Origin of the sequence: Phyllobacterium sp. 628, from assembly GCF_014189505.1 — a bacterium.
Taxonomy (GTDB): Bacteria; Pseudomonadota; Alphaproteobacteria; order Rhizobiales; family Rhizobiaceae; genus Phyllobacterium.
Genome location: NZ_CP050301.1, coordinates 3,085,625 through 3,109,733 on the forward strand (window position 1 = coordinate 3,085,625; position 24,109 = coordinate 3,109,733).

21 protein-coding genes are annotated in these 24,109 nt (G+C 56.1%); 8 read left to right on the forward strand and 13 right to left on the reverse strand.

From position 1 onward, the window contains the following. Positions 1-28: 28 nt before the first annotated feature. Positions 29-2,617, reverse strand: a complete 2,589-nt coding sequence (gene cckA / locus HB779_RS16850; protein WP_188343420.1) for a cell cycle histidine kinase CckA — start codon at positions 2,615-2,617, stop codon at positions 29-31. Positions 2,618-2,953: 336 nt separating this feature from the next. Between cckA and HB779_RS16855 the strand changes: the two genes are divergently transcribed. Beyond that, positions 2,954-4,078, forward strand: a complete 1,125-nt coding sequence (locus HB779_RS16855; protein ID WP_188343421.1) for a flagellar biosynthetic protein FliO — start codon at positions 2,954-2,956, stop codon at positions 4,076-4,078. 67 nt (positions 4,079-4,145) lie between these two features. Here the strand turns inward: HB779_RS16855 and dksA are convergent, their stop codons facing one another. Beyond that, positions 4,146-4,562 carry an RNA polymerase-binding protein DksA gene (gene dksA / locus HB779_RS16860; RefSeq protein WP_091877580.1) on the reverse strand — a complete coding sequence of 139 codons (417 nt, stop codon included), beginning with the start codon at positions 4,560-4,562 and terminating at the stop codon, positions 4,146-4,148. Between the two features lie 394 nt (positions 4,563-4,956). On the opposite strand from dksA, the gene HB779_RS16865 reads away from it, so the two are divergent. The 4 genes from HB779_RS16865 (at position 4,957) to HB779_RS16880 (ending at position 8,741) form a co-directional block, all read left to right on the forward strand. Continuing rightward, complete coding sequence (locus tag HB779_RS16865) at positions 4,957-5,472, forward strand: histidine phosphatase family protein (protein WP_188343422.1); 516 nt, start codon at positions 4,957-4,959, stop codon at positions 5,470-5,472. Between the two features lie 78 nt (positions 5,473-5,550). Beyond that, positions 5,551-7,014, forward strand: a complete 1,464-nt coding sequence (locus tag HB779_RS16870) for a YcjX family protein (RefSeq protein WP_188343423.1) — start codon at positions 5,551-5,553, stop codon at positions 7,012-7,014. Then, positions 7,011-8,099 carry a YcjF family protein gene (locus HB779_RS16875; protein ID WP_188343424.1) on the forward strand — a complete coding sequence of 363 codons (1,089 nt, stop codon included), beginning with the start codon at positions 7,011-7,013 and terminating at the stop codon, positions 8,097-8,099. The genes HB779_RS16870 and HB779_RS16875 overlap by 4 nt, the downstream gene beginning before the upstream one ends. Positions 8,100-8,231: 132 nt before the next feature. After that, the gene (locus HB779_RS16880) at positions 8,232-8,741 is read left to right on the forward strand and encodes a hypothetical protein (protein WP_371823936.1); all 510 of its coding nucleotides are present in this window, start codon (positions 8,232-8,234) and stop codon (positions 8,739-8,741) included. Here HB779_RS16880 and folK read toward each other — a convergent pair. After that, complete coding sequence (gene folK, locus HB779_RS16885; protein WP_188343426.1) at positions 8,738-9,268, reverse strand: 2-amino-4-hydroxy-6-hydroxymethyldihydropteridine diphosphokinase; 531 nt, start codon at positions 9,266-9,268, stop codon at positions 8,738-8,740. The two genes, HB779_RS16880 and folK, sit on opposite strands and share 4 nt — an antisense overlap. Further along, positions 9,265-10,104, reverse strand: a complete 840-nt coding sequence (gene folP / locus HB779_RS16890) for a dihydropteroate synthase (protein ID WP_188343427.1) — start codon at positions 10,102-10,104, stop codon at positions 9,265-9,267. The genes folK and folP overlap by 4 nt, the downstream gene beginning before the upstream one ends. 147 nt (positions 10,105-10,251) lie before the next feature. On the opposite strand from folP, the gene HB779_RS16895 reads away from it, so the two are divergent. Beyond that, the gene (locus HB779_RS16895; RefSeq protein WP_188343428.1) at positions 10,252-10,866 is read left to right on the forward strand and encodes a DUF922 domain-containing Zn-dependent protease; all 615 of its coding nucleotides are present in this window, start codon (positions 10,252-10,254) and stop codon (positions 10,864-10,866) included. 27 nt (positions 10,867-10,893) lie between these two features. Here the strand turns inward: HB779_RS16895 and HB779_RS16900 are convergent, their stop codons facing one another. The 3 genes from HB779_RS16900 to HB779_RS16910 all read right to left on the reverse strand — a co-directional run bounded on the left by HB779_RS16900 (position 10,894) and on the right by HB779_RS16910 (position 12,902). Then, positions 10,894-11,919, reverse strand: a complete 1,026-nt coding sequence (locus HB779_RS16900) for an NAD(P)/FAD-dependent oxidoreductase (RefSeq protein ID WP_188343429.1) — start codon at positions 11,917-11,919, stop codon at positions 10,894-10,896. A 199-nt stretch (positions 11,920-12,118) separates the two neighbouring features. Then, on the reverse strand, positions 12,119-12,439 hold the full coding sequence (locus HB779_RS16905) for a 2Fe-2S iron-sulfur cluster-binding protein (RefSeq protein WP_188343430.1): 321 nt from the start codon (positions 12,437-12,439) through the stop codon (positions 12,119-12,121). Positions 12,440-12,527: 88 nt separating this feature from the next. Further along, positions 12,528-12,902 (reverse strand): Hpt domain-containing protein, encoded by a 375-nt coding sequence (locus HB779_RS16910; protein ID WP_244642402.1) that lies wholly within the window; start codon positions 12,900-12,902, stop codon positions 12,528-12,530. 301 nt (positions 12,903-13,203) lie between these two features. Here HB779_RS16910 and HB779_RS16915 point away from each other — a divergent pair, with 301 nt between their 5' ends. Next, entirely contained in the window at positions 13,204-18,261 is a 5,058-nt protein-coding gene (locus HB779_RS16915; RefSeq protein WP_244642403.1) for a kinesin, read from the forward strand. A gap of 283 nt (positions 18,262-18,544) precedes the next feature. Here the strand turns inward: HB779_RS16915 and ftrA are convergent, their stop codons facing one another. After that, positions 18,545-19,540, reverse strand: coding sequence for a transcriptional regulator FtrA (gene ftrA / locus HB779_RS16920; protein WP_188345981.1), 996 nt, complete (start codon positions 19,538-19,540; stop codon positions 18,545-18,547). 86 nt (positions 19,541-19,626) lie between these two features. Here ftrA and HB779_RS16925 point away from each other — a divergent pair, with 86 nt between their 5' ends. Continuing rightward, positions 19,627-20,052 (forward strand): rhodanese-like domain-containing protein, encoded by a 426-nt coding sequence (locus HB779_RS16925; protein WP_188343431.1) that lies wholly within the window; start codon positions 19,627-19,629, stop codon positions 20,050-20,052. Positions 20,053-20,055: 3 nt separating this feature from the next. Here the strand turns inward: HB779_RS16925 and HB779_RS16930 are convergent, their stop codons facing one another. The 5 genes from HB779_RS16930 to HB779_RS16950 form a co-directional block, all read right to left on the reverse strand. Next, on the reverse strand, positions 20,056-20,664 hold the full coding sequence (locus HB779_RS16930; RefSeq protein WP_188343432.1) for an ABC-type transport auxiliary lipoprotein family protein: 609 nt from the start codon (positions 20,662-20,664) through the stop codon (positions 20,056-20,058). Between the two features lie 49 nt (positions 20,665-20,713). Next, positions 20,714-21,706 (reverse strand): MlaD family protein, encoded by a 993-nt coding sequence (locus HB779_RS16935; RefSeq protein WP_188343433.1) that lies wholly within the window; start codon positions 21,704-21,706, stop codon positions 20,714-20,716. A gap of 12 nt (positions 21,707-21,718) precedes the next feature. Then, positions 21,719-22,591: an ABC transporter ATP-binding protein gene (locus tag HB779_RS16940; protein WP_188343434.1), complete on the reverse strand. Its 873-nt coding sequence runs from the start codon at positions 22,589-22,591 to the stop codon at positions 21,719-21,721. 21 nt (positions 22,592-22,612) lie between these two features. Next, positions 22,613-23,788, reverse strand: coding sequence for an MlaE family lipid ABC transporter permease subunit (locus HB779_RS16945; protein WP_188343435.1), 1,176 nt, complete (start codon positions 23,786-23,788; stop codon positions 22,613-22,615). A gap of 126 nt (positions 23,789-23,914) precedes the next feature. Further along, complete coding sequence (locus HB779_RS16950; RefSeq protein ID WP_188343436.1) at positions 23,915-24,061, reverse strand: hypothetical protein; 147 nt, start codon at positions 24,059-24,061, stop codon at positions 23,915-23,917. Between the last annotated feature and the right edge of the window lie 48 nt (positions 24,062-24,109).

Consider the following 24,109-nt stretch of genomic DNA (forward strand, 5'->3'; position numbering starts at 1 on the left):
ATCAACTCAATGCCAAACAGCCACCAGTCTATTCGCTTTCCAGCATTTCCTTGACTGACGTTGCCAATTGCTTCAGCGAGAACGGTTTCGGCAGGAAGCCGAATTTGGCATCTTCCGGCAGGTTTCGTGCAAAAGCGTCTTCCGCATAACCGGACACGAAGATGAACTTGATATCCCCGTATTCCTTGCGCAATTCACGCAGCAGGGTCGGGCCATCCATTTCCGGCATGACCACGTCGGAAACGACGATGTCGACCTTGCCGTCCAGCTCTTTCATGACCTCCAACGCTTCAACACCGCTTGAGGCCTCGTGCACCGTATAGCCACGCGATTGCAGAGCCCGGACACCGCCCATACGCACGGCATCTTCATCCTCGACAAGAAGCACCGTTGCGGTGCCGGAAAGATCGGTGGCCTTCTCGACCTTCTTTTCTTTCTTCGGGGCTTCTGCGACGACAACCTCGCCCGCTTCGTTGAGAACCGGAGCCTCGACATGGCGCGGCAGGAAGATGCGGAACGTTGTGCCCTTGCCCAGTTCGGATTCGCAATGGATCGAACCGCCAGTCTGTTTGATGATACCGTAGACCATTGACAGGCCGAGACCGGTACCCTTGCCCACCTCCTTGGTGGTGAAGAACGGCTCGAAAATCTTCTCGATCACTTCGGGTGCCATGCCCGTGCCACTGTCCTGAACTTCAACAAGCACGTAATCACCAGGAATGAGATCACGGTAATTCAGGCTAGCGCTTTCGCTTTCGTTCATGTTGCGCGTGCGGATGATCAGGTCGCCACCTTCCGGCATCGCATCGCGCGCATTCACGGTCAGATTGACCACAACTTGCTCGAATTGGCCCAAATCGGCGCGCACTGGCCACAAATCACGGCCATGTTCGATCTTAAGATTGACCTGCGTACCGGCAAGACGCGTCAGCAGCATACGCACATCGGCAATGACATCGGTCAGATCAAGCACTTCCGGCCGCAAGGTCTGGCGGCGCGAGAATGCCAGCAGCTGCCGCACCAGCGACGCCGCGCGGTTGGCGTTCTGCTTGATGTTCATAATGTCGGCAAAGGACGGATCGGACGCGCGATGATTGGTCAGCAACAGATCCGAAGACATGATAATGGCCGTCAGAACATTGTTGAAATCGTGCGCAATACCACCGGCAAGTTGACCAACCGCCTGCATTTTCTGGCTCTGCGCCATAGTGGCCTCAAGCGCCTTCTGCTCGGTGGTTTCGACGACCGAGACAATAGCAGCCTCTTCGGCGCCTTCTTCTGATCCCGCATCAAAAACCGGACTGATATAGAAACGCAGATGCCGTTCTTCATGTCCCGGAATGACCGTATCAACCGGCGAGATTTCAGCCTTGCCAGCAAAGGCGGCGGCTAGCGCCCGGTCAAAGGCCTCCCGGTCGCGTTCATGCACAACGGTTTCCAGCGGCGTGCGCCGGTCAATCGCATCACGATCAACCACCGGCGAGAACAAGCCAAGGAAACGGGCATTGGTGCGCAGAATCTTGCCGGAGGCGTCAACGGCAGCAATCGCCATCGACGCGGAATTGAAGAAGCGCGTGAACCGCACTTCCGCGGCGCGCAGAGCAGCTGAATTGTCCTCACCCTCGGCACGGTTTAGGACTATTGTTCGTGTTGGGCCACGCTTGCCATCGCGCTGTGTCTGCACCCGATGGTAGAAGCGTACGGCAAGGCTCTGGCCGTTAGCCTTGGCAAGATCGAGATCAATCACCGTGTTGCGGCTTGTTCCGGGGTCGGTTTTCACCGCATTGATAAGTGACATGCCATTTCCAGCGACAATGTCGCGAACGGTCATGGAACCCGGCGTGAATTTAGTCAGATCAACGCCTAACCATTCCGCCAGCGTCGCATTGATATAAATGATGCGTCCGTCCGGATCGGCGGAGAAAAAACCCGCAGGAGCATGATCAAGATGATCGATCGCTTCCTGAATATCCTGAAAATACCGTTCCTGTTCGGCACGTTCAGCGGAAATATCGGCAATCTGCCAGGCAAAAACCGGTGCAGTCTGGCCGGGAATACCAGCCACTGCGCGTGCCTTGACGCGATACCACGTCGGAACGGGCTCACGTGCGGGATCAAGTGGCCGCGACAGCCGCAGCTCTTCTTGGCCCGGCACGCCATCCCTTACGGCATTGGCAAGACGGTAAATGGGATCGGACGCCGCACTCTCGTTTGACAGAATGTGCTCGATGGCACGCACATCGTTTGAATTGGTAACACCCGTCAGTTGGGCATAGGCGCGGTTGGCATAAACGATCCGCCCCTTCTGATCGGTAACAACGGTACCTTCGGGGTAGGTATCAACAAAAGCGCGCGTCAGTTCATCGCTGGTGCCGCGCGGGGTGAACTGAATGACATTGATAGCCGAGCCGAAGAGGTAGAATACCCCTGTCATCGCCAGTGTGCCGAGAAGCCCGAGAAGGAATTGTTGCCCTAAATGGTCGCGATAGATGAAATAGAGGACAGAAACGCCCACCAGCAGAATACCAAGAATGATAAGCCGCAACGCAGCCTTGGCTGATTTCGTGTTGGCGATGATCGGCTCTGGATAAAGATCGTTATTCGTCTCTTGAGACATGCGTCTCAAACCCCTTCTTTGCATCGCGGAGCCACCCGGGCAGGCCACCACATTTTGAACCGGCTGCGATCTTGCGATCAACGCTGGTTCCGAATCGTTTGGATCATATCTTTGAAGCTGTATAAACCCCAACCTTCAACAAGCAGCTATTATTCCACGATTTCGCGCAGCAAATACGGCCCGTGACGCCTCTATGTGAACCGGCTTCCGAAACACTGCGTATGCATCAGGGTTGCAGCAGGCAAAAGCTCGCACTAGTGTCGCACGAAATATCACTCCGGGGTCCATGTCGGGGGACGTGCGTTTTGGACCGGAGATTGTAAAGGAGAGTTCGTCATGCATAACTGGCTGGTCGCTATCGTCGGCGAAACCGCTGCCCCGATTGTCGGGTTCGTCCTTCTGTTTGCATTGGTTATTGTCCTGCTTCTGCTGGTCTTCGCCGTTCTCCGGCGCTTGACTGGCGGAACATTTGTGGCTGGTGGCCGCAACCGGCAGGTGCGCTTGTCCGTCACCGACGCAGCAGCGGTAGACAATCGCAGGCGTCTGGTTCTGGTACGCCGGGATGATGTGGAACATCTGATTATGATCGGCGGCCCGAGCGATCTGGTCATCGAGCAGAATATCCGCCAATTTGCCAAACCGCAGTCGCGGGTTGAGCCAACGGCAAACGCCGCTCCGGCAGAAGCCGAACCGAAGACTGACATCAAGCCGAGCGAACCGCTGCGCCCGCAGCCTACTGCACCGGCAGCACGGGTTGCCCCTCCGGTCGCGCCGACACCTGTCCAGCGCCCTGTAGCGCCTGCCCAACCAGCAGCTGCACCGCACATCCCCATTCGGTCCGCAGCACCTCAAGTCGCTACATCCCAGCCGGCAATACCTGCGCGGGAAACTCAACAACAGGAACCGGCGCGTCCGGTCGCAGCAGCAACGCCGTTACCGCCCATTCCGCCGATGGCGCCCATACCGCCGGTCAACATTCCGGAGGCTGTGTCGACACCTGCTCCCGCAACGCTACCCGTTGAGGCACCAAGCCTCGGCGCGCCGCAGCGGGACAATGGCTGGGAGCGCACTGCCGCACCATCGTTTGGCTCGACACAGCGGCACGAGCCCACGCAGCGCAACGAACCGCGCATTGATGCGCTGCCGCATTTCGATGATGAAGCTCCCACAGTGACTACGGCAAGCGAAACCAGAGCTACAACGGCTGCCGCTTTCCCGTTTGCAGTACGAAACGAGAGTGTAAAACCCACCCACGACGAGTCGTCATTGGACATTCTCGGCCCGACAAAAGCCGAGGAACCGGAAATCAATCTGGCAGACATCGACTTTGATGCATTCGAAACTGACCTTGAGGGTGAGCTTCACATCGCGCCTGATGCGGAAGCGCGCAAGGATGCCGGTAGCATCGAGGACGAGATGGAGCGCCTACTCGGCGATCTTTCCAAACCGGAAAAACGCTGACTAAGTCCCAGATAATAAAAAAGCCCGGACTATCCGGGCTTTTTTATTGGTATCGAATGAGTTCGCATTAATCGTCGCGATAAACTTTCTCGCGTCGCTCGTGACGTTCCTGCGCCTCAATCGAAAGTGTAGCAATCGGACGTGCGTCCAGCCGCTTCAGGCTGATCGGATCACCCGTCTCCTCGCAAAATCCGTAGGTTCCATCATCAATGCGCTGCAAGGCAGCATCAATTTTGGAGATCAGCTTGCGCTGGCGATCACGCGCCCGCAACTCGATAGCACGATCGGTTTCAGACGACGCACGATCAGCGATATCTGGCAGGTTCGCATTTTCCTGCTGCAGGATTTCAAGCGTTTCGCGCGCCTCCCGCAGAATGTCATTTTTCCAGTTGATCAGTTTTTCACGAAAATAGGATTTCTGCCGATCACTCATGAAGGGCTCGTCATCCGTGGGCTTGTAGTCAAGATCGATAAGTTTATTCATCTTTGAATCACCCTGCACCTATGAGACGCGAGGAGGCCTATATAGGTCGTGTCACAAGGGCGCACAACTGCAAAACGACAAGGGTCATGCGGATTCGAACAAGGCAATTTTGCTCAAAAAATCGGCAAAAAATGTCATAAAGCCATTACATGAAAGGGTGAAAACACGATAATTGAGCCGAAATCGGGTTCAATTCGTGATTTAAGCTGCTTTGATCCGGTTAGGTCGGGAAGGTATTGCCTGTCTGAAATGCAGGTCGCACAGAAATAGGACAGGCCGGTTTTGCACAATTTTTTGAGAATTGCGTCATTTGTCGCAGAGGTTTATCCATTATTTGTGTCCGCAAACGAACCATGACACCTTATCTGGCGTTGCCACAACTTGGAGTTTAGAGATGAGCCAGGTCTATTTACTCCGACACGCCAAAGCAGTCTGGCCTTCCCCAGGTCAGAAAGACTTTGATCGACCTTTGGATTCTGTTGGCATTGAAGCGGCTAGTCTTCTTGGCGAAGAAATGAAGCGTCTCGCTCTCAAGCCCGAGATTATTATTTGCTCGACTGCTGTACGGGCACGCCAAACGCTTGAACATATTAATCTCAAACCACCATTCATCCTCGAAGACCTGGAAAAGCTCTATTCCGGCAGTGCAGACAGCTATGTGACCGCAATCCGCATGGCGGGGCTCGAGCACGAAACAGCAAGCTCTGTCATGCTGGTGGGGCATAATCCGATGATGGAGGATGTGGCTATTGCTCTCGCCGGGCGCGGCAGCCCGCCTGCACATCCGACATTTGCAGCGGGTTTTCCAACATCCGGGCTCGCAGTGATCGAGTTCCCCTCACCTTTGGCCGAAATTCGCCCTGGTACAGGCATATTGTCGACGTTCCTTTCACCGTCCGAACACCTCTGAAAAAAGCCAACTTCTTGTCGTTAGACGCGCCATGCCTATATCCGGCTGGTAACAGGGCGAAAGCACAGGGCAATTGACTTGGGAACACTGACAACACTGACCGACGAGGCGAAGATCGCGCTCGACACGCTGGCGGACCGTACCAGCGCACTGGTTTCCCCATCTTTGCGGCTCGGCGTGACTGGGCTTTCCCGGGCAGGCAAGACCGTCTTCATCACCGCTCTCGTGCACAATTTGATCCATGGCGGGCGTCTGCCGATGTTCGAGGCACAAAAATCCGGGCGCATCGCCAAGGCTTACCTCGAAGAGCAGCCTGACGACGCAGTGCCGCGTTTCCAATACGAGGATCATCTGAAGGCACTCATTGAAGATCGCATCTGGCCCGATTCAACCCGCGCCATTTCTGAACTGCGGCTGACGATCGAATATGAATCCGCTTCCATGTGGAACCGCATGTTCTCCGGCGGCAAGCTCTCGGTTGATATTGTCGATTATCCCGGCGAGTGGCTGCTGGATTTGCCGCTGCTCAACAAAACCTTTGCCGAATTCTCCAAGGATTCGTTTGAGCTGGCCCGTTTGGAAAGCCGCCACGAACTCGCAGCGGAATGGCTGGCGGTTGCAGACAGTACCGATCCGGATATCCAGGCTGACGAGGTGACGGCACAGCGCCTTGCACGCAGCTTTACCGGCTATCTCAAGGCCGGCAAAGCCGACGAGCGGGCTCTGTCTACCCTGCCACCCGGCCGCTTTCTGATGCCAGGTGATCTCGATGGGTCACCCGCCCTCACCTTTGCGCCCCTACCGAACCTTGGAGCAGGCAAGCACCGCCCCGGTTCGCTCGCCGCCATGATGGAGCGCCGTTACGAGGCCTATAAGACCCATGTGGTCAAACCATTCTTCCGCGAGCACATAGCGCGGCTTGACCGGCAGATTGTGCTGGTGGACGCCATGCAGGCGATGAATGCCGGAACATCGGCCATAGCTGATCTGGAACGCGCCTTGACGGAAATCCTGTCGTGCTTTCGCCCCGGTAGCACCAATTTCCTGACGGGCCTCGTGCAACGGCGCATCGGCCGCATTCTGATCGCGGCGACCAAAGCCGATCATCTGCACCATGAAAGCCATGACCGGCTGCAGGCCATCGTACGCCGCTTGGTTGATCGGGCCGTCAGACGCGTCGATTTCTCCGGCGCTAATGTCGATGTACTGGCCATGGCAGCCGTGCGTACCACTCGTGAGGCAACCGTCACGCAAGGCAGTGAAATCCTGCCCGTTATCATCGGAACACCGCTGAAAGGCGAAACCATCGACGGTGAGCGCTTCGACGGCAAGACGGAAACCGCCATATTTCCCGGTGACTTACCGGCAAAGCCAGATTCAATTTTCGAAGGACCGGAATCAGTTTCTGAAGACCCGGCCATTCGCTTCGTGCGCTTCCGTCCTCCCAAGCTGGAAAAGACCGCAGAGGGTTTCACCCTATCGCTGCCGCATATCCGGCTTGATCGCGCGCTTCAGTTCCTGATCGGAGACCGCCTCGCATGACCGATAGCATCCCACGCAAGCCAGCAGCGTTTCGCATCGATCAACCGAAACCCCAGACGGTTGAGAAGAGTGCGACAGAAAAATCAACACGGACCGAAACCCGCAGGCCAACCGCCATCAAAGACGTTGCGGTGATTACCCCCGCACCAGTTGATGTTTTCGATCTCGATCCCGCAGCGGCAAATGAACTGGACGCCCTGACGCCGCCGCCTGCCTTGCCGCGCAAGAAACGTCTCTCCTTCGCCTCGATCTTGACCGGTGCACTGGGCGTACTGGTATCGCTCGCCATTGGTCTTTGGGCCGACAGCCTTATCCGTACCCTGTTCGAACGGGCGCCATGGCTCGGCTGGGTTGCCCTCGGCGTCGGGATTATCGCCGCCTTTTCCCTGTTTGCCATTGTCGTCCGCGAGGGCCTCGCCCTGCGCCGTTTGGCATCGGTTCAGTCACTGCGTGACGAAGCAGCGAAAGCGGCGGCTGATAATGACGCACGCGAGGCAAAAGCCGCTGTTGCCAAGCTGGTCAATATTGCCGAGAGCATGCCTGCGACGGCCAAGGGCCGCGCGCTGCTGCACGATCTGCGTGATGATGTGATCGACGGACGTGATCTCATCCGACTCACGGAAACCGAACTGCTGCGTCCATTGGACCGGCAAGCGCGGGAAATGATTCTTGCTGCATCCAAGCGCGTCTCAATTGTTACGGCGGTCAGCCCGCGCGCGCTGGTTGATATCGGCTATGTCGTGTTCGGATCGGCCCGTCTGATCCGCCGCCTGTCCGAACTCTACGGTGGACGGCCCGGAACACTCGGTTTTCTCAAACTGACCCGCAATGTCATCGCGCATCTCGCTGTGACTGGCACGGTTGCCATGGGCGACAGCATTATCCAGCAATTGGTTGGTCATGGTCTGGCAGCAAAACTGTCAGCGCGTCTGGGTGAAGGTGTCATCAATGGGCTTATGACCGCACGCATTGGTATTTCTGCGATGGATCTCGTCCGGCCATTCCCGTTCAATGCGGAAAAACGGCCGGGAATTGGCGATTTTATCGGCGATATCGCGCGTATTGGTGGTGCAAAGAAAGAATAATTCTGGGGATGGGGTTGCAATTTCAGCAGGAATGACAACCATCCGTTAACCATTCCGACCGATGATCGGTCAACGCCATTTCAATGATTTGTGTTGAGTATCCTGATGAAAACACGCGCAGCTGCCGCTACCATGTCTTTGTTCGCCTGCGCGCTTTTCGCGTTTTCCGCACAAGCCAAGGATAAAGACGCGGAATTTTTCCAGACCGTCGAAGGCCAATGGGTTGGCCCCGGCGAAATCGTCGCCGGCAAATACAAGGGTACGAAGTTCACCTGCACCCTTGATGGCTCGACACCGGACGACACTCCCGGCATGACGTTGGATGGCACCTGCCGCGTTGGCATTTTCAATCAGCCGATGAAGGCGACGATTGCCCGTTCAGGCGGCACCTACAAGGGAACATTCCTTGACGGCGCATCCGGCAAGGGCCTTGATATCACTGGGGGCAGTGTTTCCGGCGACCGTGTCGTGCTCAACATCACCCGCAAGCAGCTGACCGGTGCCATGCTGGCAAAGTTCACTGGTGACAACATGCTGAACGTCACCATCTCGGTGCGGCTTGAAGATACACTTATTCCTGTCGTCGGCATGACTCTGAAGCGTGTGGACAGTACGGCCGTCGGCAGCATCGCCAAGAACTAAGGTCTGTCGGGCGTTGTTTCCTTCCACCAGCCCGCGTCAGCGCGGGCTTTTTCTATGCCTGAGCGGTCACATAAATCAGCCCAATCAACGATGGTCTTCCCGTTGATCACGAGTTCAGGCGCGATATCGGCGAGCGGCACCAGCACAAAGGCACGTTCCGTCATGCGCGGGTGCGGAAGTGTCAGCGACTGGCTCACGAAACTTTCCATACCTTCATAGGCAAGTATGTCGATATCGATGATGCGCGGACCCCATCGCTCATTCCGCTCGCGTTTCATCTGTTTCTCAATATCAAGACAGGTCCCCAGCAAATCTTCCGGCAGCAAAGAGGTTTCCACTTGTGCGCAGGCATTGTGAAACCACGCCTGATCGGTTTTGCCCCACGGTGGCGTGCGATAGACGGGCGAAACAGCAGCCACGCGCGTATCATCACGCCGATGCAGCACCTGCAAGGCTTCTGCCATTGACTGGACCGGATCCCCAATATTGCCGCCGAGACCCAGCCACGTCCTGTACCGAATGGTCATTTCTTCTGGCCTCGCAATTGGAGAATAGCATCGGCCACAACGAGGGCATCCCGGTTTGGCCTGACATCGTGTACACGGAAAATATCCGCCCCTGCCAGCCGCAATATCGCCGAAGTCGCGGCGGTTGCCGCATCGCGCTGGTCCGCGTCGCGACCTGTCACCGCACCAAGAAAGCGTTTGCGCGATGTGCCAGCCAAAAACGGATAACCGAAGGCCTGAAGTTCACCAAAACGTTGAATCAGAGCAAGATTCTCTTCGGTTTCCTTGGCAAACCCGAAGCCCGGATCGAGCACAATCTGATCCTGTGCCACACCGGCCAGTCTGGCAATTTCCAGCGAGCGATTGAGAAAGGCGAATTGGTCGACGATCACATCCGGATCGCGTTCCCGCTCGCGCCCCGTATGCATGATGACGAGACCCGCACCGGTTTCCGCCGCAAGATCGGCAATCGCCGGCTCACGCTGCACGCCCCAAACGTCATTGACGATATGCGCGCCAGCCGCCACGGCAAGCCGGGCTGTTTCCTCGCGATAGGTATCAACTGAGATCAACCCATCGGTTTCTTTTGCCAGAGCTTCGATCACCGGCAGAACCCGCGACTGTTCAGTTTGCGGATCGACGCGGGTTGCGCCCGGACGAGTCGATTCGCCCCCGACATCGATAATGCTCGCACCTTCGGCAATCATCGCCCTTGCCCCCTCAATGGCCTTGTCCAGTGCAAGATGCACGCCGCCATCGGAGAAAGAGTCCGGCGTCACATTGAGAACACCCATGATGATTGAAGCCGGACCAAGGGTTAGGGATCGCCCGTGCGCCAGGCGCCACTCTCTTTGCATAGGGATACTCCTCTACCGGCTCGATGCTGCGTCTGTTTTTGAACAGAACCTCTGCCACGTCAATTCATCCGCAACGTTTTTGCTTCTAGAGTGTTAGATGAAGACGTGTAAGTCTGACGTGGCTTGATGTGACAAGGACCCATCCTCATGAAGAATATTGCCAGAACGGCGGCCCTTGCATGCTCCTTTCTATTTTTGGTTGAAAGTGCGAACGCGGCTGTGGTCCTGCGCAAATATGAGTATTTCACCCTCTCCGGCAAGACTGCAGCTGATCTCGATCGCGAGTTGACTCGCCGCGGACCTCAACTCCACAAAACCGGTCCACGTCATCCCGGCGCGACGCAAATGCGCTTCAATACGCAGATCAAGTATGGCTCTGATGACAAAAGCTGCCGGGTCGTTGAGTCTGACATCACCATTCATGCCCGTGTTCACCTGCCGCGCTGGAAGCAGCGGGCTTCGGCCAAACCGGACCTCGCACTGATCTGGGATACGCTCTCACAGGACATCAAGCGGCATGAGGAGAGCCATATTGTCATCGCCCGTACGGCCGCCTTCGACATGGAGCGCGCGCTTAAGGCCCTGCCTTGGCGTAGTGATTGCAACGCGATGAAAACCGATGCCAGTTTATTGATGACCAAGCTGATGCAAAAGCAGGACGCTGCGCAAATCCAGTTTGATCGCGTTGAAGGCAAGAATTTTGAAAGCCGGTTTGAACGCCTGCTGGTGTTCCGGATCAAACGCGATCTGGAGAAGAAGTAATTCGAGCGACGGACCTTCTTCCCTCGGTCAATTCACGCCCAGCTTCTTCTGCAGGCTTGTCGATGATGTCGTGTATTGAAACACCACGCGTTCGCCGGGGCTGACAATGCGCTTGGCAGCCTGCGTCATCAATGCAGCCTCGTGAAAGCCTGACAGGATCAGCTTCAGCTTGCCGGGGTACCAATTGATATCGCCGATGGCGAAAATACCGGGCTGCGACGTTTCAAAAGTCTCGACGCTCACCGGAATGAGGTTCTCATGCAGATTGAGACCCCAATCCGCAATCGGACCCAATTTCATCGTTAGTCCGAAGAATGGCAGCAAGCGCGTGACGGGAAGTTCAATTTCACTATCCGCTGACTTGATCGTTGCCCCCGTCAAAACGCCGTCCTCGCCCTTCAGACCGGAAACCTGTCCAAGTTCAAAGCGTACGCTGCCGCTTTCAACCAATTCGAACATTTTTTTCACGCTGTCCGGCGCTGCGCGGAACTCTGCCCGGCGGTGAACAACTGTCAGGCTGCGCGTAATCGGTTGCAGGTTCAGTGCCCAATCCAGCGCCGAATCGCCGCCGCCCACGATCAATACGTCTTGATCCCGGAATTCTTCCATGCGGCGCACCGAGTAAAAGACGCTCTTGCCTTCAAACGCCTCGATACCGGGCACGGGCGGGCGCTTGGGCTGGAATGAACCGCCGCCGGCGGCAATCACCACCACCTTGGCTTCGAAAATCTCACCTTCATCCGTTTCCACGTGGAACTGGCCATAAGCCTGACGTTCCAGCCGCGTGACCATGCGGTTGAAATGGAACTGCGGCGCAAACGGTTTGATTTGCTCCATGAGCCTATCAGTCAGTCCCTGCCCGCTGATTTCAGGCCAGGCTGGAATGTCGTAGATCGGCTTTTCCGGGTAAAGCTCGGCGCACTGACCACCGGGGCGGTCGAGAATATCAATAAGGTGGCATTTGAGGTCATAAAGGCCAAGTTCAAACACGGCAAACAGACCGACAGGCCCAGCCCCAATGATCACAACGTCGGTTTTGACAATTTCACTCATCGACAATTCCTCATGGCAAGACAATCTGCACATGCATGCAGGCGAAAAGAGGGAGGTTGGCTAGCGCGTTCTTTGCGCGGGCTATATTGCGCCTATCGACTGCGTCTTCGCAGGTCAAGCCAATGCAATATGCCACTTCGGTCAAAGCTCCGAAATGGCATAATTCTAATCGATCGATGAGAAAATATCAGGCCAGCAATCAGGCCTGGCGTTCCGGAACGTGGACGACAAGGCCGTCAAGTTCATTGGAAACGCGGATCTGGCAGGAAAGTCGCGAACTGGGGCGCACATCATAAGCGAAGTCCAGCATGTCCTCTTCCATCGCTTCCGGCTCTCCGGCAGCGTCTTTCCATGCATCGGCAATATAGACATGGCAGGTCGCACAAGCGCAGGCACCGCCGCATTCAGCATCGATACCGGGAACCGCATTGCGGATGGCACTTTCCATTACGGTCGAGCCGTTTTCGGCGTCGGTATCAATCCGGACGCCGTCGAAAGTGACAAACGTGATCTTTGTCATGAGAAATGCCCCAAGCAGAAAAGTTACCGCTGAAATAGGGATTTGGGCCGGGAAGTCAATTGCACTCCCTGACGCAGCCTGACAGCCGCTAGCGGGTGATTGCCGCTATATAATCGCGAACATCGTCGATTTCAAAACGAAGCTCGTGCACATGCTTGGTATCGGATGGGGACCGCTCGATCGTTTCAGCCATGTCGGCAACCCGAAAAGCGCCGATAGCCCGCGCCGAACCCTTCAGCGATTTGGCAAGACGCACGCGCTCATCCACGTTGGCTTGCAACAGACGATCAACGATTGTGCAAATCTGACGGGAGAACAGACTGAGGATTTCTGTCTCAAGTGCCCTGTTACCAAACGTCTCGCGTGTCAGGTGAACGAGATCGATAGGTCGCTTGCGCGATGGTTTGGATGTTTCGCCGCCGGGCAGCGCAAACGCCATTGACGCTTGTTGTGGCAATGCCATGATACTCTCCTGAACACAGACTCGAATGAATGCACAAGTTTAATCGAATGCCGGATATTCTGGGTTAAAGCATGACCACTACCCCCGGAATTGGCCGGATATGCTGAACAAATGGTTAAATTTGACATTCTGGCGAAATTTGGTTCGACCCCAAAAAATTAACCTTGTGTTTAAACTTTTAAGCATTTCCAGAATCCATTGTTTCTTTCCAATCCATGTGCCAGTACGATACACTTAAGGCGTAAAGAGTATGGCGCGGCTGGCTCCACATGTGGTCACCGCCCAATATTGCGAGGTAAACATGGCCACAGCCCCGAAAAATAAAGTAGCGAAAGCCGAGGATGAACTTGGTGAAGCTCTTGAAAAGGCTCTAGAAATTGATTTCGATGAGTCGACGCTCGGCATGGATATGGATCTTTCGCCGATCGATGACGATCTGATCTCTTTTAACGATCTTGAGGCCCAGATTTCGCAGGCAGCTCAGGAACTGGCAGCGGAAAAACACATTCCGCCCGTGGTTCCAGAGCCGGTGAAACCGGTTGAAATCAAGGAATCTCTCGCCACAGAGAACACGATTCCGCTTCCCGCACCCAAGCCGCAAATCCAGGCTGCGAACCCGATTCCGGCCGCGCCACCAGCGCCGCCGAAAATGCCTGCCGTACCCCAGCAGACATTCAAGCCGGCAAATGATGACTTGCTGCAGAATACGGCTTCGAACCGTTCGAACACATCTGTAAAGGCGCCGCGGTCTTACAATCTCATCACGGCAATCGTCAGCGTCCTTTGGGCTGCAGGCGTGCTGGTGCTGGGTCATGCGCTTTACGGTCCGTCATTGTGGTCGATTCGCTCTTTTGCCGATTTCGCCGCTGCGCCGCACACGATTGCCCTCGCCGTCGCGATCATCGTTCCGGTGATGCTGTTCTGGGCATTTGCCCTGATGGTTCGCCGTGCGCAGGAAATGCAGTACGCCGCCCGTTCCATGGCTGAAGCAGCGATGCGCCTGTCTGAACCGGAAATGCTGTCATCCGACCGTGTGGCCTCGCTGGGTCAGGCCGTGCGCCGTGAAGTCGCTGCCATGAGCGAAGGCGTCGAGCGTACCCTCGCCCGTGCCGTTGAACTCGAAACGCTGGTTCAAACCGAAGTTAACCAGCTTGAACGCGTTTACACCGACAATGAACACCGCATCCGTACTCTCGTGGACCGCCTCGGCGGTGAACGCGAATCGGTTATCGGCCATGCGGAACGTGTTCGTGCCTCGATTTCGAGTGCACATGAGCAGTTGAAGGATGAACTGTCGCTTGCTGGCGATTCGCTGCGCGATAACCTGCTCAACGCTTCAACCAACCTGACAATGTCGATCAGCCAGTCCGGCGATTCGCTGATTGATCGCCTGACCCAGAGCGGCCAGACGATTTCCGAGTCGATCGGCTCGCGTTCCGATGACATCTCGGCAAAGATCACCACATCGGGCGAAGCCTTTGCAAATCTTCTGGAAATGCGGATCGCAGCTCTTTCGGAACAAACCGATAATGTAACGATGAAGCTGGCCGACACGCTGGATGGCCGCACCAACAGCATGCTTTCGCTGCTTGGCAATGCCACCCAGACACTCGTCGGCGAATTCGATACACGGCTTGCCGGACTGGACACCACGATCAATGAACGTGGCCGCTCGCTGCTGTCTGAATTCGAAACCCGCGCCCAGTCGCTCGATGCAAGCACAGAGCGCCTGAATTCGGCTCTCGAAGCCCGTGCACGCCAGATCAATGAACAGTTGATCGAACGCACCCGCGATATCGCCAAGACCTTCAGCGATGGCCGTGCTTCGATTGATGGTATCGTTGACGAGACAAAGGCGAAGATCGGCAACGACCTTTCAAGCCTTTCCGAGTCGGTTGGCAGCCTGCTGTCAGCCAATACAGCCGCCTTTACCGACAAGCTTGCCGAAAGTCGCGATGCACTTGCTGCAACGCTGTCGGGCGAAACCGAACGCGCCGCTGCAGTCATTCGCGATCATGCCGGCCAGCTTGGCGATCACACATCGGGCCTGCGGTCCGTGCTTGAAACCAGCACGGCGGCTATCGGCCAAATCATTGATGGCCATACGGCATCGATTGATGACCGTGCTGCCGGCTTGCGTGCCGCACTTGCTGACAATGATGCGCGTATCGGTGCGACACTCGATTCGCATGCCAAGGCCATCGAAGACCGCACCTCCGGCATGCATGCAGCCTTCTCGGATACAGATGAACGCATCCGTCAAACGCTTGATGAGCATGCCCGCAGCATTGATGCCCGCAGTGCAGGCATTGAAGCGGCCATTCTGGCAGGTGACGCCCGTATCGGTCAGACACTCGAAGCCCATGGCAAGATCATGGACGACCGCACCTCCGGTATGCGCGCCGCTTTTGTCGATACGCATTCCAAGATTGCACAAACCCTTGATTCCCATGCGAAAAGCCTTGATGAGCGCAATCAGGATATCCAGTTGGCACTCGCAGGCAGCGACGCGAAACTGGGTGAAACACTGGTAGCGCATACGCAGGCTATCGATGCGCGCAATGCGGAAATCCAATCCACACTGCTCAACAGCGGTGCGCGGATTGATGGCACGCTCAGCGGCTTCATTGAATCCGTTGATGGCCGCACGAGCCGCATTGAAAGTGCACTGACAAGCAGTGACGAGCGCATCAGCAATGTTCTGGCATCCCATGCCAGCGCCATTGAAGATCGCACCGCCGGCATCGAACAGGCTCTTGCCAACAGCGACACACGTATTGGCCAGACCCTCTCGTCGCATGCCTCCGCTCTGGACGAACGCACAGCGGCTATCCAGGCAGCACTTGAAAATACCCATGCGCAGATCGGCCAGACATTGGCAGGCCATGCGTCGGTTATCGACGAGCGCACAGCTGGCATCCGCTCCGTCCTTGACAGCAGCAATGCGCAGATCGGTAATACCCTGACTGCACATGTTACAGCTATCGATGAACGGGCATCGGCAATCCGGGTTGGCCTTGCGGACAGCAATGCCCGTCTTGGCGATACGCTTGCGTCACATGCCAGTACAATTGATGAACGCACTGCGGCCATCACCTCTGCACTGTCGGATACCAATGCCCGCATTGGTGATACGCTGGCATCTCACATCAACACGATTGATGATCGCGCTGCCATTATCGCTGCAACCCTCGCGGACAGCGACGCTCGCATCGGTGATACACTGAACGCCCATGCAAGCGTGCTTGATGACCGTATCAGCGGCATTCGCGCTGCCATGGAACAGGGCAACGCCGCCATCAACCAGACATTGGACGGTCAGGCAGGCGCAATCAGCGACCGTACTGTTGCCCTGCAGGCAGTTTTGCAGGACAGCGCCGAAGTGCTGGCAAAGGCCTTCGAAAATCATGGCGGCACTATCGACGAGCGTACAACGACTATGCAGAGCGCGCTTGCCATGGGTGTCGACAATGTTCGCAAGTCGCTTGAACAGAGCGCTTCCGTCGTTGCCCGCACCTTGCGTGAAAAGATCACCGAAGCCGCTTCCACTCTCACCGGTGAAGCTCAGAAGGCCGGTGAAGCGCTTGACGGTCATGGCGAGGCATTCAGCCTGCGCATGAACGAAAGTCTTGCCGAAACTGAAAAACGCCTTGGTCACCGTGCGACGGAAGCCGCCGCCAATCTGGAAGCTCTGGAAGCCCGCTTCTCGGCAGCAACAGATTCGACGGCATCGAAGCTGGCTGAAAGTACCCGTGAGTTGAACGAAGTTCTTTCCGCCCGTTCGCAGGAAATTATCAGCATTCTCGACAATACGGCCCAGCCGCTGGTCGAGAGCCTTGCCGACAATGGCCGGACACTGGCTTCACAGCTTGTCGAAGCAACCACTGCAGCCACCGAACGGCTGCGCGTGGAAAATGCTGCCCTGATCAACGCCATTGCCAGCCGCACTGCAGAGACCATCACTGCCGTGCAGCAGGCCAAGGCAGGTCTGACAGACGACGTCAGCAACCTCATCGACCGCCTCTCCTCTTCCAATGCGAAGCTGGGTGAGCTGATCGATATGGCCACCAAAAACCTGGGTGACATTGACGGCCGTCTGCTCGATACAACGACAACCTTTGCCGAGAACGCCACGCGCGCGGCCGAGTCCTTCCAGTCCTCGACACGCCTTATCGATGGCAATATCGGCAAGCTTTCGACCCTGTCGAACACGACACTTGTGGATATCGCCTCCATCGCCAAGCGTTTCGACGATCACGGCCAGATGCTGACTGCAGCATCCGAACTGATCAACTCGTCGCAGTCGAACCTTGCTTCGACCTTCGACGATCGTCAGGCAGCATTGCAGAGCCTTGCGACCGGTCTGGTGGAAAAGTCAGAGAGCATCGAAAAGACCATGCGGTCGTTCGAATCTCTGGTGTCTTCTGCTTTCGACCGCGCCGAAGGCCGGGCAACCCAGACAACCGAACAGATCCGCAACTCGATTTCGGAAGTTGTCGAACAGGCATCGCAGAAGTTCGCCAATGCGACGGACGAAATCCGCCGCTCCTCGGCTGCCATCCGCGCGGAACTCGAAGAGACCCGTTCCGAATTGCAGCGCGGCGTCATGGACATGCCGGAAGAAGCCAAGCAGTCGACCGCGCAGATGCGCAAGGCTGTTTCCGAGCAGATAAATGCGTTGAAGGAACTATCGGAAATCGTGCAGAAATCCGGCCGCTTGACCGATGTTGGTGAAGCACGTGCGGCCCGCGCTCCAGCTCCTGCCCGTGCGGCAGCAGCCGTTGCTCCGGCACCGCAGCCACAGCGCACAGAACCGGTTGCTGCGCCTCGGGCAACGGCTCCGGCAGCTGCCGCAGCAGCACCGGCTATCCGTGGCAGTTTGGATGTACGCGGCAACACGGAACAGGCACGGCCGCAGGGCAATGGCTGGGTATCGGATCTGCTCCGCCGCGCGTCCAGCGACGAAGCGCCGGTTGAGCCCAAGGCCAAGGCACCGGAAGCTCGCTCACCCGGTCAGGTCGTTGAGTCGCTCAACTCCCTCTCGGTCGATATCACCCGTGCGATCGATCATGAGGCTTCAGTTGAACTCTGGCAGCGTTATCGTGCTGGTGAGCGCAATGTGTTCACCCGCCGTCTGTACACGCTGAAAGGCCAGCAGACGTTCGATGAAATCAAGCGCAAGTATCAGGCGGACAGTGAATTCCGCCGTGCTGTCGACCGCTACATGGATGATTTCGAACGCCTGCTCGAAGACGTTGCCCGCAACGACCGCGACAATGTCCTGACACAGAACTATCTGACGTCAGACACCGGCAAGGTCTACACGATGCTGGCCCATGCGAGTAACCGCCTGCGCTAAACGGGTAGTTCCATAGATTAAAAAACGCGGCCCTTGTGCCGCGTTTTTTATTGCCGTTTGTTTGGGATCAATAGCTGATGCCGGGTATCTCTCCCCTTGCGGGAAAGAAAGCGATTTCGGCATCTTAGCGAGCGTAGCGAAGCTCAAGTGCCTAAAATCGCAAGAGAGGGGATATTCTTCGGCTTAGCAAATCCCCTCTCTGGAATTTTCTAAGGATTTAGCCAACGCTAAATCCAAGAAAATTCTTTCTCCCCCGCAAGGGGGGAGATAAGCGGAGAATTCCTCAAGCAATCTGCAACCCCTGCCCGAACATCTCACGGTAGGCGGTGGGCGTTGTCGCCAGTTGCTGGCGAAAATGGTGCCGCAGCGTTGCCGCCGTACCAAAGCCGGTCGACTCGGCAATCAGCTCGATAGAAAGCTGCGATTGCTCCAAGAGTTCCCGCGCCTTGGCCAGCCGTTCCGACAACAACCACTTGGCTGGTGTCGTTCCCGTCGCTGCTTCGAAACGTCGAAGAAAGGTACGCGGACTCATACCGGCAGCCTGGGCCAGCGTGGCAATTGAAAAGTCATTTTGAAGATCAGTGCGCATCCGTTCGAGCAACGGCGACAATCTTGCACCCTCATGCGGTGTCGGCACAGCCCGTTCAACGAATTGCGCCTGCCCGCCTTCACGATGCGGTGCGACCACCAGCCGGCGCGCTACCTTATTCGCCGCTTCCGTGCCGAAATCCCGGCGGATCAGATGCAGGCAGAGATCGATGCCCGCCGCACTTCCTGCCGACGTCAGTACACTTCCCCCATCGACATAAAGGACGTTGTGTTCCACTTCGATATCCGGATAGCGCTCGGCCAAAAGATCGGCATAACGCCAATGCGTCGTCGCCCGGCGTCCAGACAAGAGGCCCGCCGCCGCCAGGACAAACACGCCGGAACAGATCGACAGGATACGCGCGCCATTGCGGTGCGCCTTTTGCAAGGCCTCAATCAGGGGTTGAGGCACAGAATGCTCGACGCCGCGCCAGCCAGGCATGATGATGGTGCCAGCCGGTTCAAACAGATCGAGCCCGCCATCTGCCAGAATGCGTACGCCACCGGTGGCACGCAATTCCCCCATTTCGATGCTCGCAACGGCAAACTTGTACCAATCGTCTCCCATCTCCGGCCGTGGCAGACCAAACATTTCGACGACGAGACCAAATTCGAATGTGCAGAGCCCGTCATAGGCAACGGCAACAACGAGCGGATTTTCAAGTTTCGGGGCTAATGACGTGTTTGACATGATCTTGACGATATATGGCAATCTCGCCAACTACCAGCCCCTGACCGCCTGTTCTATTGATTGCACATCACCACAGGAGAACCACAATGAGCTATGTCACAGACTATCCTGCAGCCCCGGCCAAGATCGCTATAGAACACTTTTCCCGGCGTCTTTCGCTGGAAACCGACTGCGCAGACGTCGCGTCAGCGCTGAAATCAGATGATCAGGACTTTGTTCTTCTGCATGTTGTGGGAACCTCAGCCGCCTATGAACGGCGTCATATACCGGGCGCAATCCACCTGCCCCATAGAGAAATATCCGCAGAGCGTATGGCTGAATGGGCCGATGACACACTGTTTGTGGTCTATTGTGCCGGACCGCACTGTAATGGCGCCGATCAGGCAGCGCTCAAGCTCGCCAAGCTGGATCGCCCGGTCAAGATCATGATTGGTGGTATTACCGGCTGGCAAGACGAAGAATTACCCTTCGCGTCCGGACCAGAAGCCGGAACCTTCAAGCAGGCCGCTTAGAATTTAAATAACCGACAGTGTCCAGGTGACGATATCGCCTGCGGCGCTGTCAAACGCACGATCAAGGGCACTGACATAAGCTGCATTGCCCTGCCCGCCGACCGGCGCTGTTGAACGGAACACCCGCGTTGCCCGCACGGTGCCGTTCTTGTCATTGAGAATCTTGATCGCGATCTCGATAACAGCTGTTTCCTTGCCCGAAGCATCAATATCAAACGTGCGGATATTACTGATGACCTGATAGTCGATCGCCAGTCCTTCGCCCGGGCGACCAACGCCGCCAAAACGGCCCGAACTCTCAAAAGCTTGCACCAATCGCGTCTGCACAATGTTGGGCAGGCGATCGGACCACTGGGCCCCTTTCAGGAACGAAATCGAATTCGGGCCAGACCGCACAACCACATTCTCGCTATCCAGCGCTTTCAGTGCCGATGGAGCTGCAATCAATATCTGGCGGCTGCCATGTTTCTTCGACGCGCTGTCGGACAGTGACGGACTGGTCAGATCAAATGTATCGAGCTTTTTCGTTCCGGCGCACGCCGTCACGGACAAGGCCATCAGCAGAGCGGCAATCGTCGTTCTTGAATTCACCAATGGTCTCGTCCCTGTCATGCAAAGCTTCATGATTCATTAACCTTCATGCGATGCAGCCTTGTCAAAGTCAACGCCGTGTACGGCCGTCATATTCCGGAACATTACCGCTGCCACCGAAAATCACCCGCTGCGGGTTTTTCTCCAGATCGGTGATCGCCCGCTCAATACGCTGAACAGACTGGCGGCTCTCGGTAACGAGTGCCTGAACATCACGCAGCCCCTGCCCGGAAAAACGGTTCAAATTATCGGTAATTGGTCCAAGCCTGTTGTTCAAATTGTCAGCCACTTCGCGATAGGATTTCAGCGTATCACGCGCTTCAGCGATCACACTGCCATCCTTGTCCGAAACAAGATTATCGACTTTTGCCAGTACGCCATCGACGCGCACCGATGCCGCATTGAGCCGCGTCATCATTTCGCGTGCTTCGCGTACGACGGACTGCACATCCTCGGCGCTCTGGCTGAACTTGTCGATCACATCGGAGTTTTTGGCCAGCGCGTCGGTAAACTTCTTCGTATTATTGACCGTATCAACCAACGGGCCCTTCACTTCGGTGATAAAGCTCTCGATCGAACTCATGGCCGCATTGACGCGCTCCAGAATGTCCTGTGCTTTCTGCAGAAGGTTGTTCACCACGGACGGATCAGCGTCGATACGGGCAACAGCCCCATCCTTGTCGGCTTCTTCAAGCAGCCGGGGCTCGTAAATCTTACCGCCCTTGAGCTCCACATAGGCCTGACCGGTCAAACCCTGAAAGCCCAGGGTGGCCTGTGTCGAACGTGTAATCGGCGTCGAGCTATCGATTTCAGTCTGGGCGATAACCGCGTCGGGATTGGTCTTGTCGATGTTCAGGCGGCGGACGCTGCCCACCTTGATACCATTGAAGAGAACCTGGCTGCCTTCGGCCAGACCTGTAACAGAACCGGCAATGCGGATTTCCAGCGTCGTCATTTCCTGACGGTCACCGTAACGGGCAATCCAGTAAACGAAGACAAACGCTGCGAGACAAACCACAAGCGTGAAAACTCCGACCAGAACGTAGTTGGCTTTGGTTTCCATCGATTATTCCACCTAACCCTGTCCCTTCGGCGCTTGCTCGGACTGTTGCACAATCTGCTCGCGCCCTGTACGTCGCCGGGTTTTGCCATTCGACACAATCTGGCGTGCACGTTTGCCTTGAAAATATTCCTTAACCCACGGGTCATCAAACGCCAGCATATCTTCAATGGTTCCTTCAACCAGAACCCTTTTCTGACCCAGTACGGCAATTCTGTCACACACAGCGAACAGGCTGTCGAGATCGTGGGTCACCATATAGACCGTCAAACCCATCGTGTCGCGCAGGTTGGCAATGAGCTGGTCGAACTCGGCAGCACCGATAGGATCAAGACCTGAAGTCGGCTCGTCCAGAAAAACGATTTCGGGATCGAGCGACAAAGCCCGCGCCAAAGCGGCGCGCTTGATCATGCCGCCGGACAGCTCAGATGGAAACTTCTCCGCCGTATCAGGCTTCAAACCGACAAGATCGATCTTCAAACGTGCAAGCTCGTCCATCAGCTTCTGCGGAATATCGAGATATTCGCGCATTGGTACCTGAATGTTTTCCATAACAGTCAGAGATGAGAACAGCGCACCGTGCTGAAACAGAACGCCCATGCGCATATCGACGCCAAGTTTTTCTTCATCACTCGCCTTGTCGATATCGTGTCCGAAGATGCTGATCTCGCCATGCTGCTTCTGGTTCAAACCCAGAATGGTGCGCATCAGAACCGATTTGCCGGTGCCGGATGCACCAACAAAGCCAAGGATTTCACCGCGGTAGACATCCAGCGACAAATGATCGAGCACAGACGAACGTCCAAAAGACACGCTGACATCCCGAACCGAGAGGATCACTTCGTCCGCGTGCTGACCGTTGTTCTGGCTATCTGCTGCTGAATTCATTCGCCTTGGGCGTCCCTGAACCTAAAAATTGATGGATGCGTAGAAAATTGCGAAAATGCCATCGACGACAATCACGACAAAAATGGATTTAACCACGGAGGCTGTGACGCGCTGACCCAGCGATTCCGCGCTGCCGCCAACCTTCATGCCTTCGACAGAAGCCATAACACCAATAATCATTGCCATGAATGGCGCTTTGATCAATCCAGCGAGATAACTGGACAAATCAATCGCATCGCGTAACCGCGTTAAAAATGCTTCAGGCGAAATACCCGAATAGGCCCAGGTGATCATGGATGCGCCCAGCAGAGCGGTAAAATCCGAAATAATGGTCAGCAATGGCAAGGCGATAACCAGCGCAACAAGCCGCGGAAACACCAGAACGCCAACCGGGTTGAGCCCGATAACTGTCAGCGCGTCGGTTTCTTCCCGCATTTTCATCGAGCCGATTTCGGCGGTAATCGCACTGCCGGAGCGGCCCGCAATCATGATCGCAGTCAAGAGCACGCCAATTTCACGTAAGACCAGAATACCGACCAGATCGACGACGAAAATTTCAGCGCCGAAGTAACGCAACTGAAATGCGCCCTGTTGAGCGATAATGGCACCGATAATTGTCGACATCAGCACAACAACCGGCACCGCACCGATTCCCATGCTTTCCAGTTGGTGGACGATAGCCGCAGGGCGGATACCGCTGCGCCCGCTGCCCTTCATCTGCGCACCGCGAATGGTTGCACCAAGGATATGCATCGACATGATGAAGTCATCGCGAAACGCATAGACGCGGCGGCCGATCCATTCGAAAAAACTGGTGAACATCGACGGTCGGTCAACGTGTACGATTTCTTCCGGCGCTGTTGCTGCTTCGCCCACAGCTTCAAACAGAGCAGACCAACTCGCCGACTGACCTTGGATGGTGACTTCCTTGCCGGTCTTTTCCAGCGCTGTGCGCAAACGCTCCACGAGCCAAGTCCCGGCTGTATCGAGCAGTTGGACCGCTGATAGATCAATGACTGCACTGGAAAAGCCATTCTTGCGGCCAATTTCGCGCATCTGCTCATCAACGCGCCGCATATTGCGTGTCGTCCATGCGCCCGCAAGCGTTATCAGCGCCCGATCACCATCAATGCTGAGATCAACATGTGGCGCCGCGGCCGTAGAAGCACTTGAATTGTTTGCTCTATCGGTCAACATCCCTCACACATATCGAGTCTCGCTCTTGATGTCACTGTAGCAATTAGAGCCTTGCCTGTTTAAATAGAACCGGTTCTGTTTCTCGGATGGCGAGACAATCCACGCGGAAGGTAGCGAGGCCGATGTTTACCCATCGGACGAAGCTGCCTGACAAAGTGGTTGGCCGCCAGCCGGAAACCCGAAGGGCCGGGTGAATTTGGGCCAATTCCTGCGGGCTTTGACCTCGCCCGATGGATAAACATCGGTCTCGTCAAATCCCTTGATCTTGTCCACAAACTCCCTCCGGCAGAACGGTTCCATTTAAGCAGGCAAGGCTCTAAG

What these genes read in the sequence shown, in the direction of transcription:
- cckA (WP_188343420.1), bottom strand. Translation starts at nt 2,617, where the DNA reads ATGTCTCAAGAGACGAATAACGATCTTTATCCAGAGCCGATCATCGCC.
- HB779_RS16855 (WP_188343421.1), top strand. Translation starts at nt 2,954, where the DNA reads ATGCATAACTGGCTGGTCGCTATCGTCGGCGAAACCGCTGCCCCGATT.
- dksA (WP_091877580.1), bottom strand. Translation starts at nt 4,562, where the DNA reads ATGAATAAACTTATCGATCTTGACTACAAGCCCACGGATGACGAGCCC.
- HB779_RS16865 (WP_188343422.1), top strand. Translation starts at nt 4,957, where the DNA reads ATGAGCCAGGTCTATTTACTCCGACACGCCAAAGCAGTCTGGCCTTCC.
- HB779_RS16875 (WP_188343424.1), top strand. Translation starts at nt 7,011, where the DNA reads ATGACCGATAGCATCCCACGCAAGCCAGCAGCGTTTCGCATCGATCAA.
- HB779_RS16880 (WP_371823936.1), top strand. Translation starts at nt 8,232, where the DNA reads ATGTCTTTGTTCGCCTGCGCGCTTTTCGCGTTTTCCGCACAAGCCAAG.
- folK (WP_188343426.1), bottom strand. Translation starts at nt 9,268, where the DNA reads ATGACCATTCGGTACAGGACGTGGCTGGGTCTCGGCGGCAATATTGGG.
- folP (WP_188343427.1), bottom strand. Translation starts at nt 10,104, where the DNA reads ATGCAAAGAGAGTGGCGCCTGGCGCACGGGCGATCCCTAACCCTTGGT.
- HB779_RS16895 (WP_188343428.1), top strand. Translation starts at nt 10,252, where the DNA reads ATGAAGAATATTGCCAGAACGGCGGCCCTTGCATGCTCCTTTCTATTT.
- HB779_RS16900 (WP_188343429.1), bottom strand. Translation starts at nt 11,919, where the DNA reads ATGAGTGAAATTGTCAAAACCGACGTTGTGATCATTGGGGCTGGGCCT.
- HB779_RS16905 (WP_188343430.1), bottom strand. Translation starts at nt 12,439, where the DNA reads ATGACAAAGATCACGTTTGTCACTTTCGACGGCGTCCGGATTGATACC.
- HB779_RS16910 (WP_244642402.1), bottom strand. Translation starts at nt 12,902, where the DNA reads ATGGCATTGCCACAACAAGCGTCAATGGCGTTTGCGCTGCCCGGCGGC.
- HB779_RS16915 (WP_244642403.1), top strand. Translation starts at nt 13,204, where the DNA reads ATGGCCACAGCCCCGAAAAATAAAGTAGCGAAAGCCGAGGATGAACTT.
- ftrA (WP_188345981.1), bottom strand. Translation starts at nt 19,540, where the DNA reads ATGTCAAACACGTCATTAGCCCCGAAACTTGAAAATCCGCTCGTTGTT.
- HB779_RS16925 (WP_188343431.1), top strand. Translation starts at nt 19,627, where the DNA reads ATGAGCTATGTCACAGACTATCCTGCAGCCCCGGCCAAGATCGCTATA.
- HB779_RS16930 (WP_188343432.1), bottom strand. Translation starts at nt 20,664, where the DNA reads ATGACAGGGACGAGACCATTGGTGAATTCAAGAACGACGATTGCCGCT.
- HB779_RS16935 (WP_188343433.1), bottom strand. Translation starts at nt 21,706, where the DNA reads ATGGAAACCAAAGCCAACTACGTTCTGGTCGGAGTTTTCACGCTTGTG.
- HB779_RS16940 (WP_188343434.1), bottom strand. Translation starts at nt 22,591, where the DNA reads ATGAATTCAGCAGCAGATAGCCAGAACAACGGTCAGCACGCGGACGAA.
- HB779_RS16945 (WP_188343435.1), bottom strand. Translation starts at nt 23,788, where the DNA reads ATGTTGACCGATAGAGCAAACAATTCAAGTGCTTCTACGGCCGCGGCG.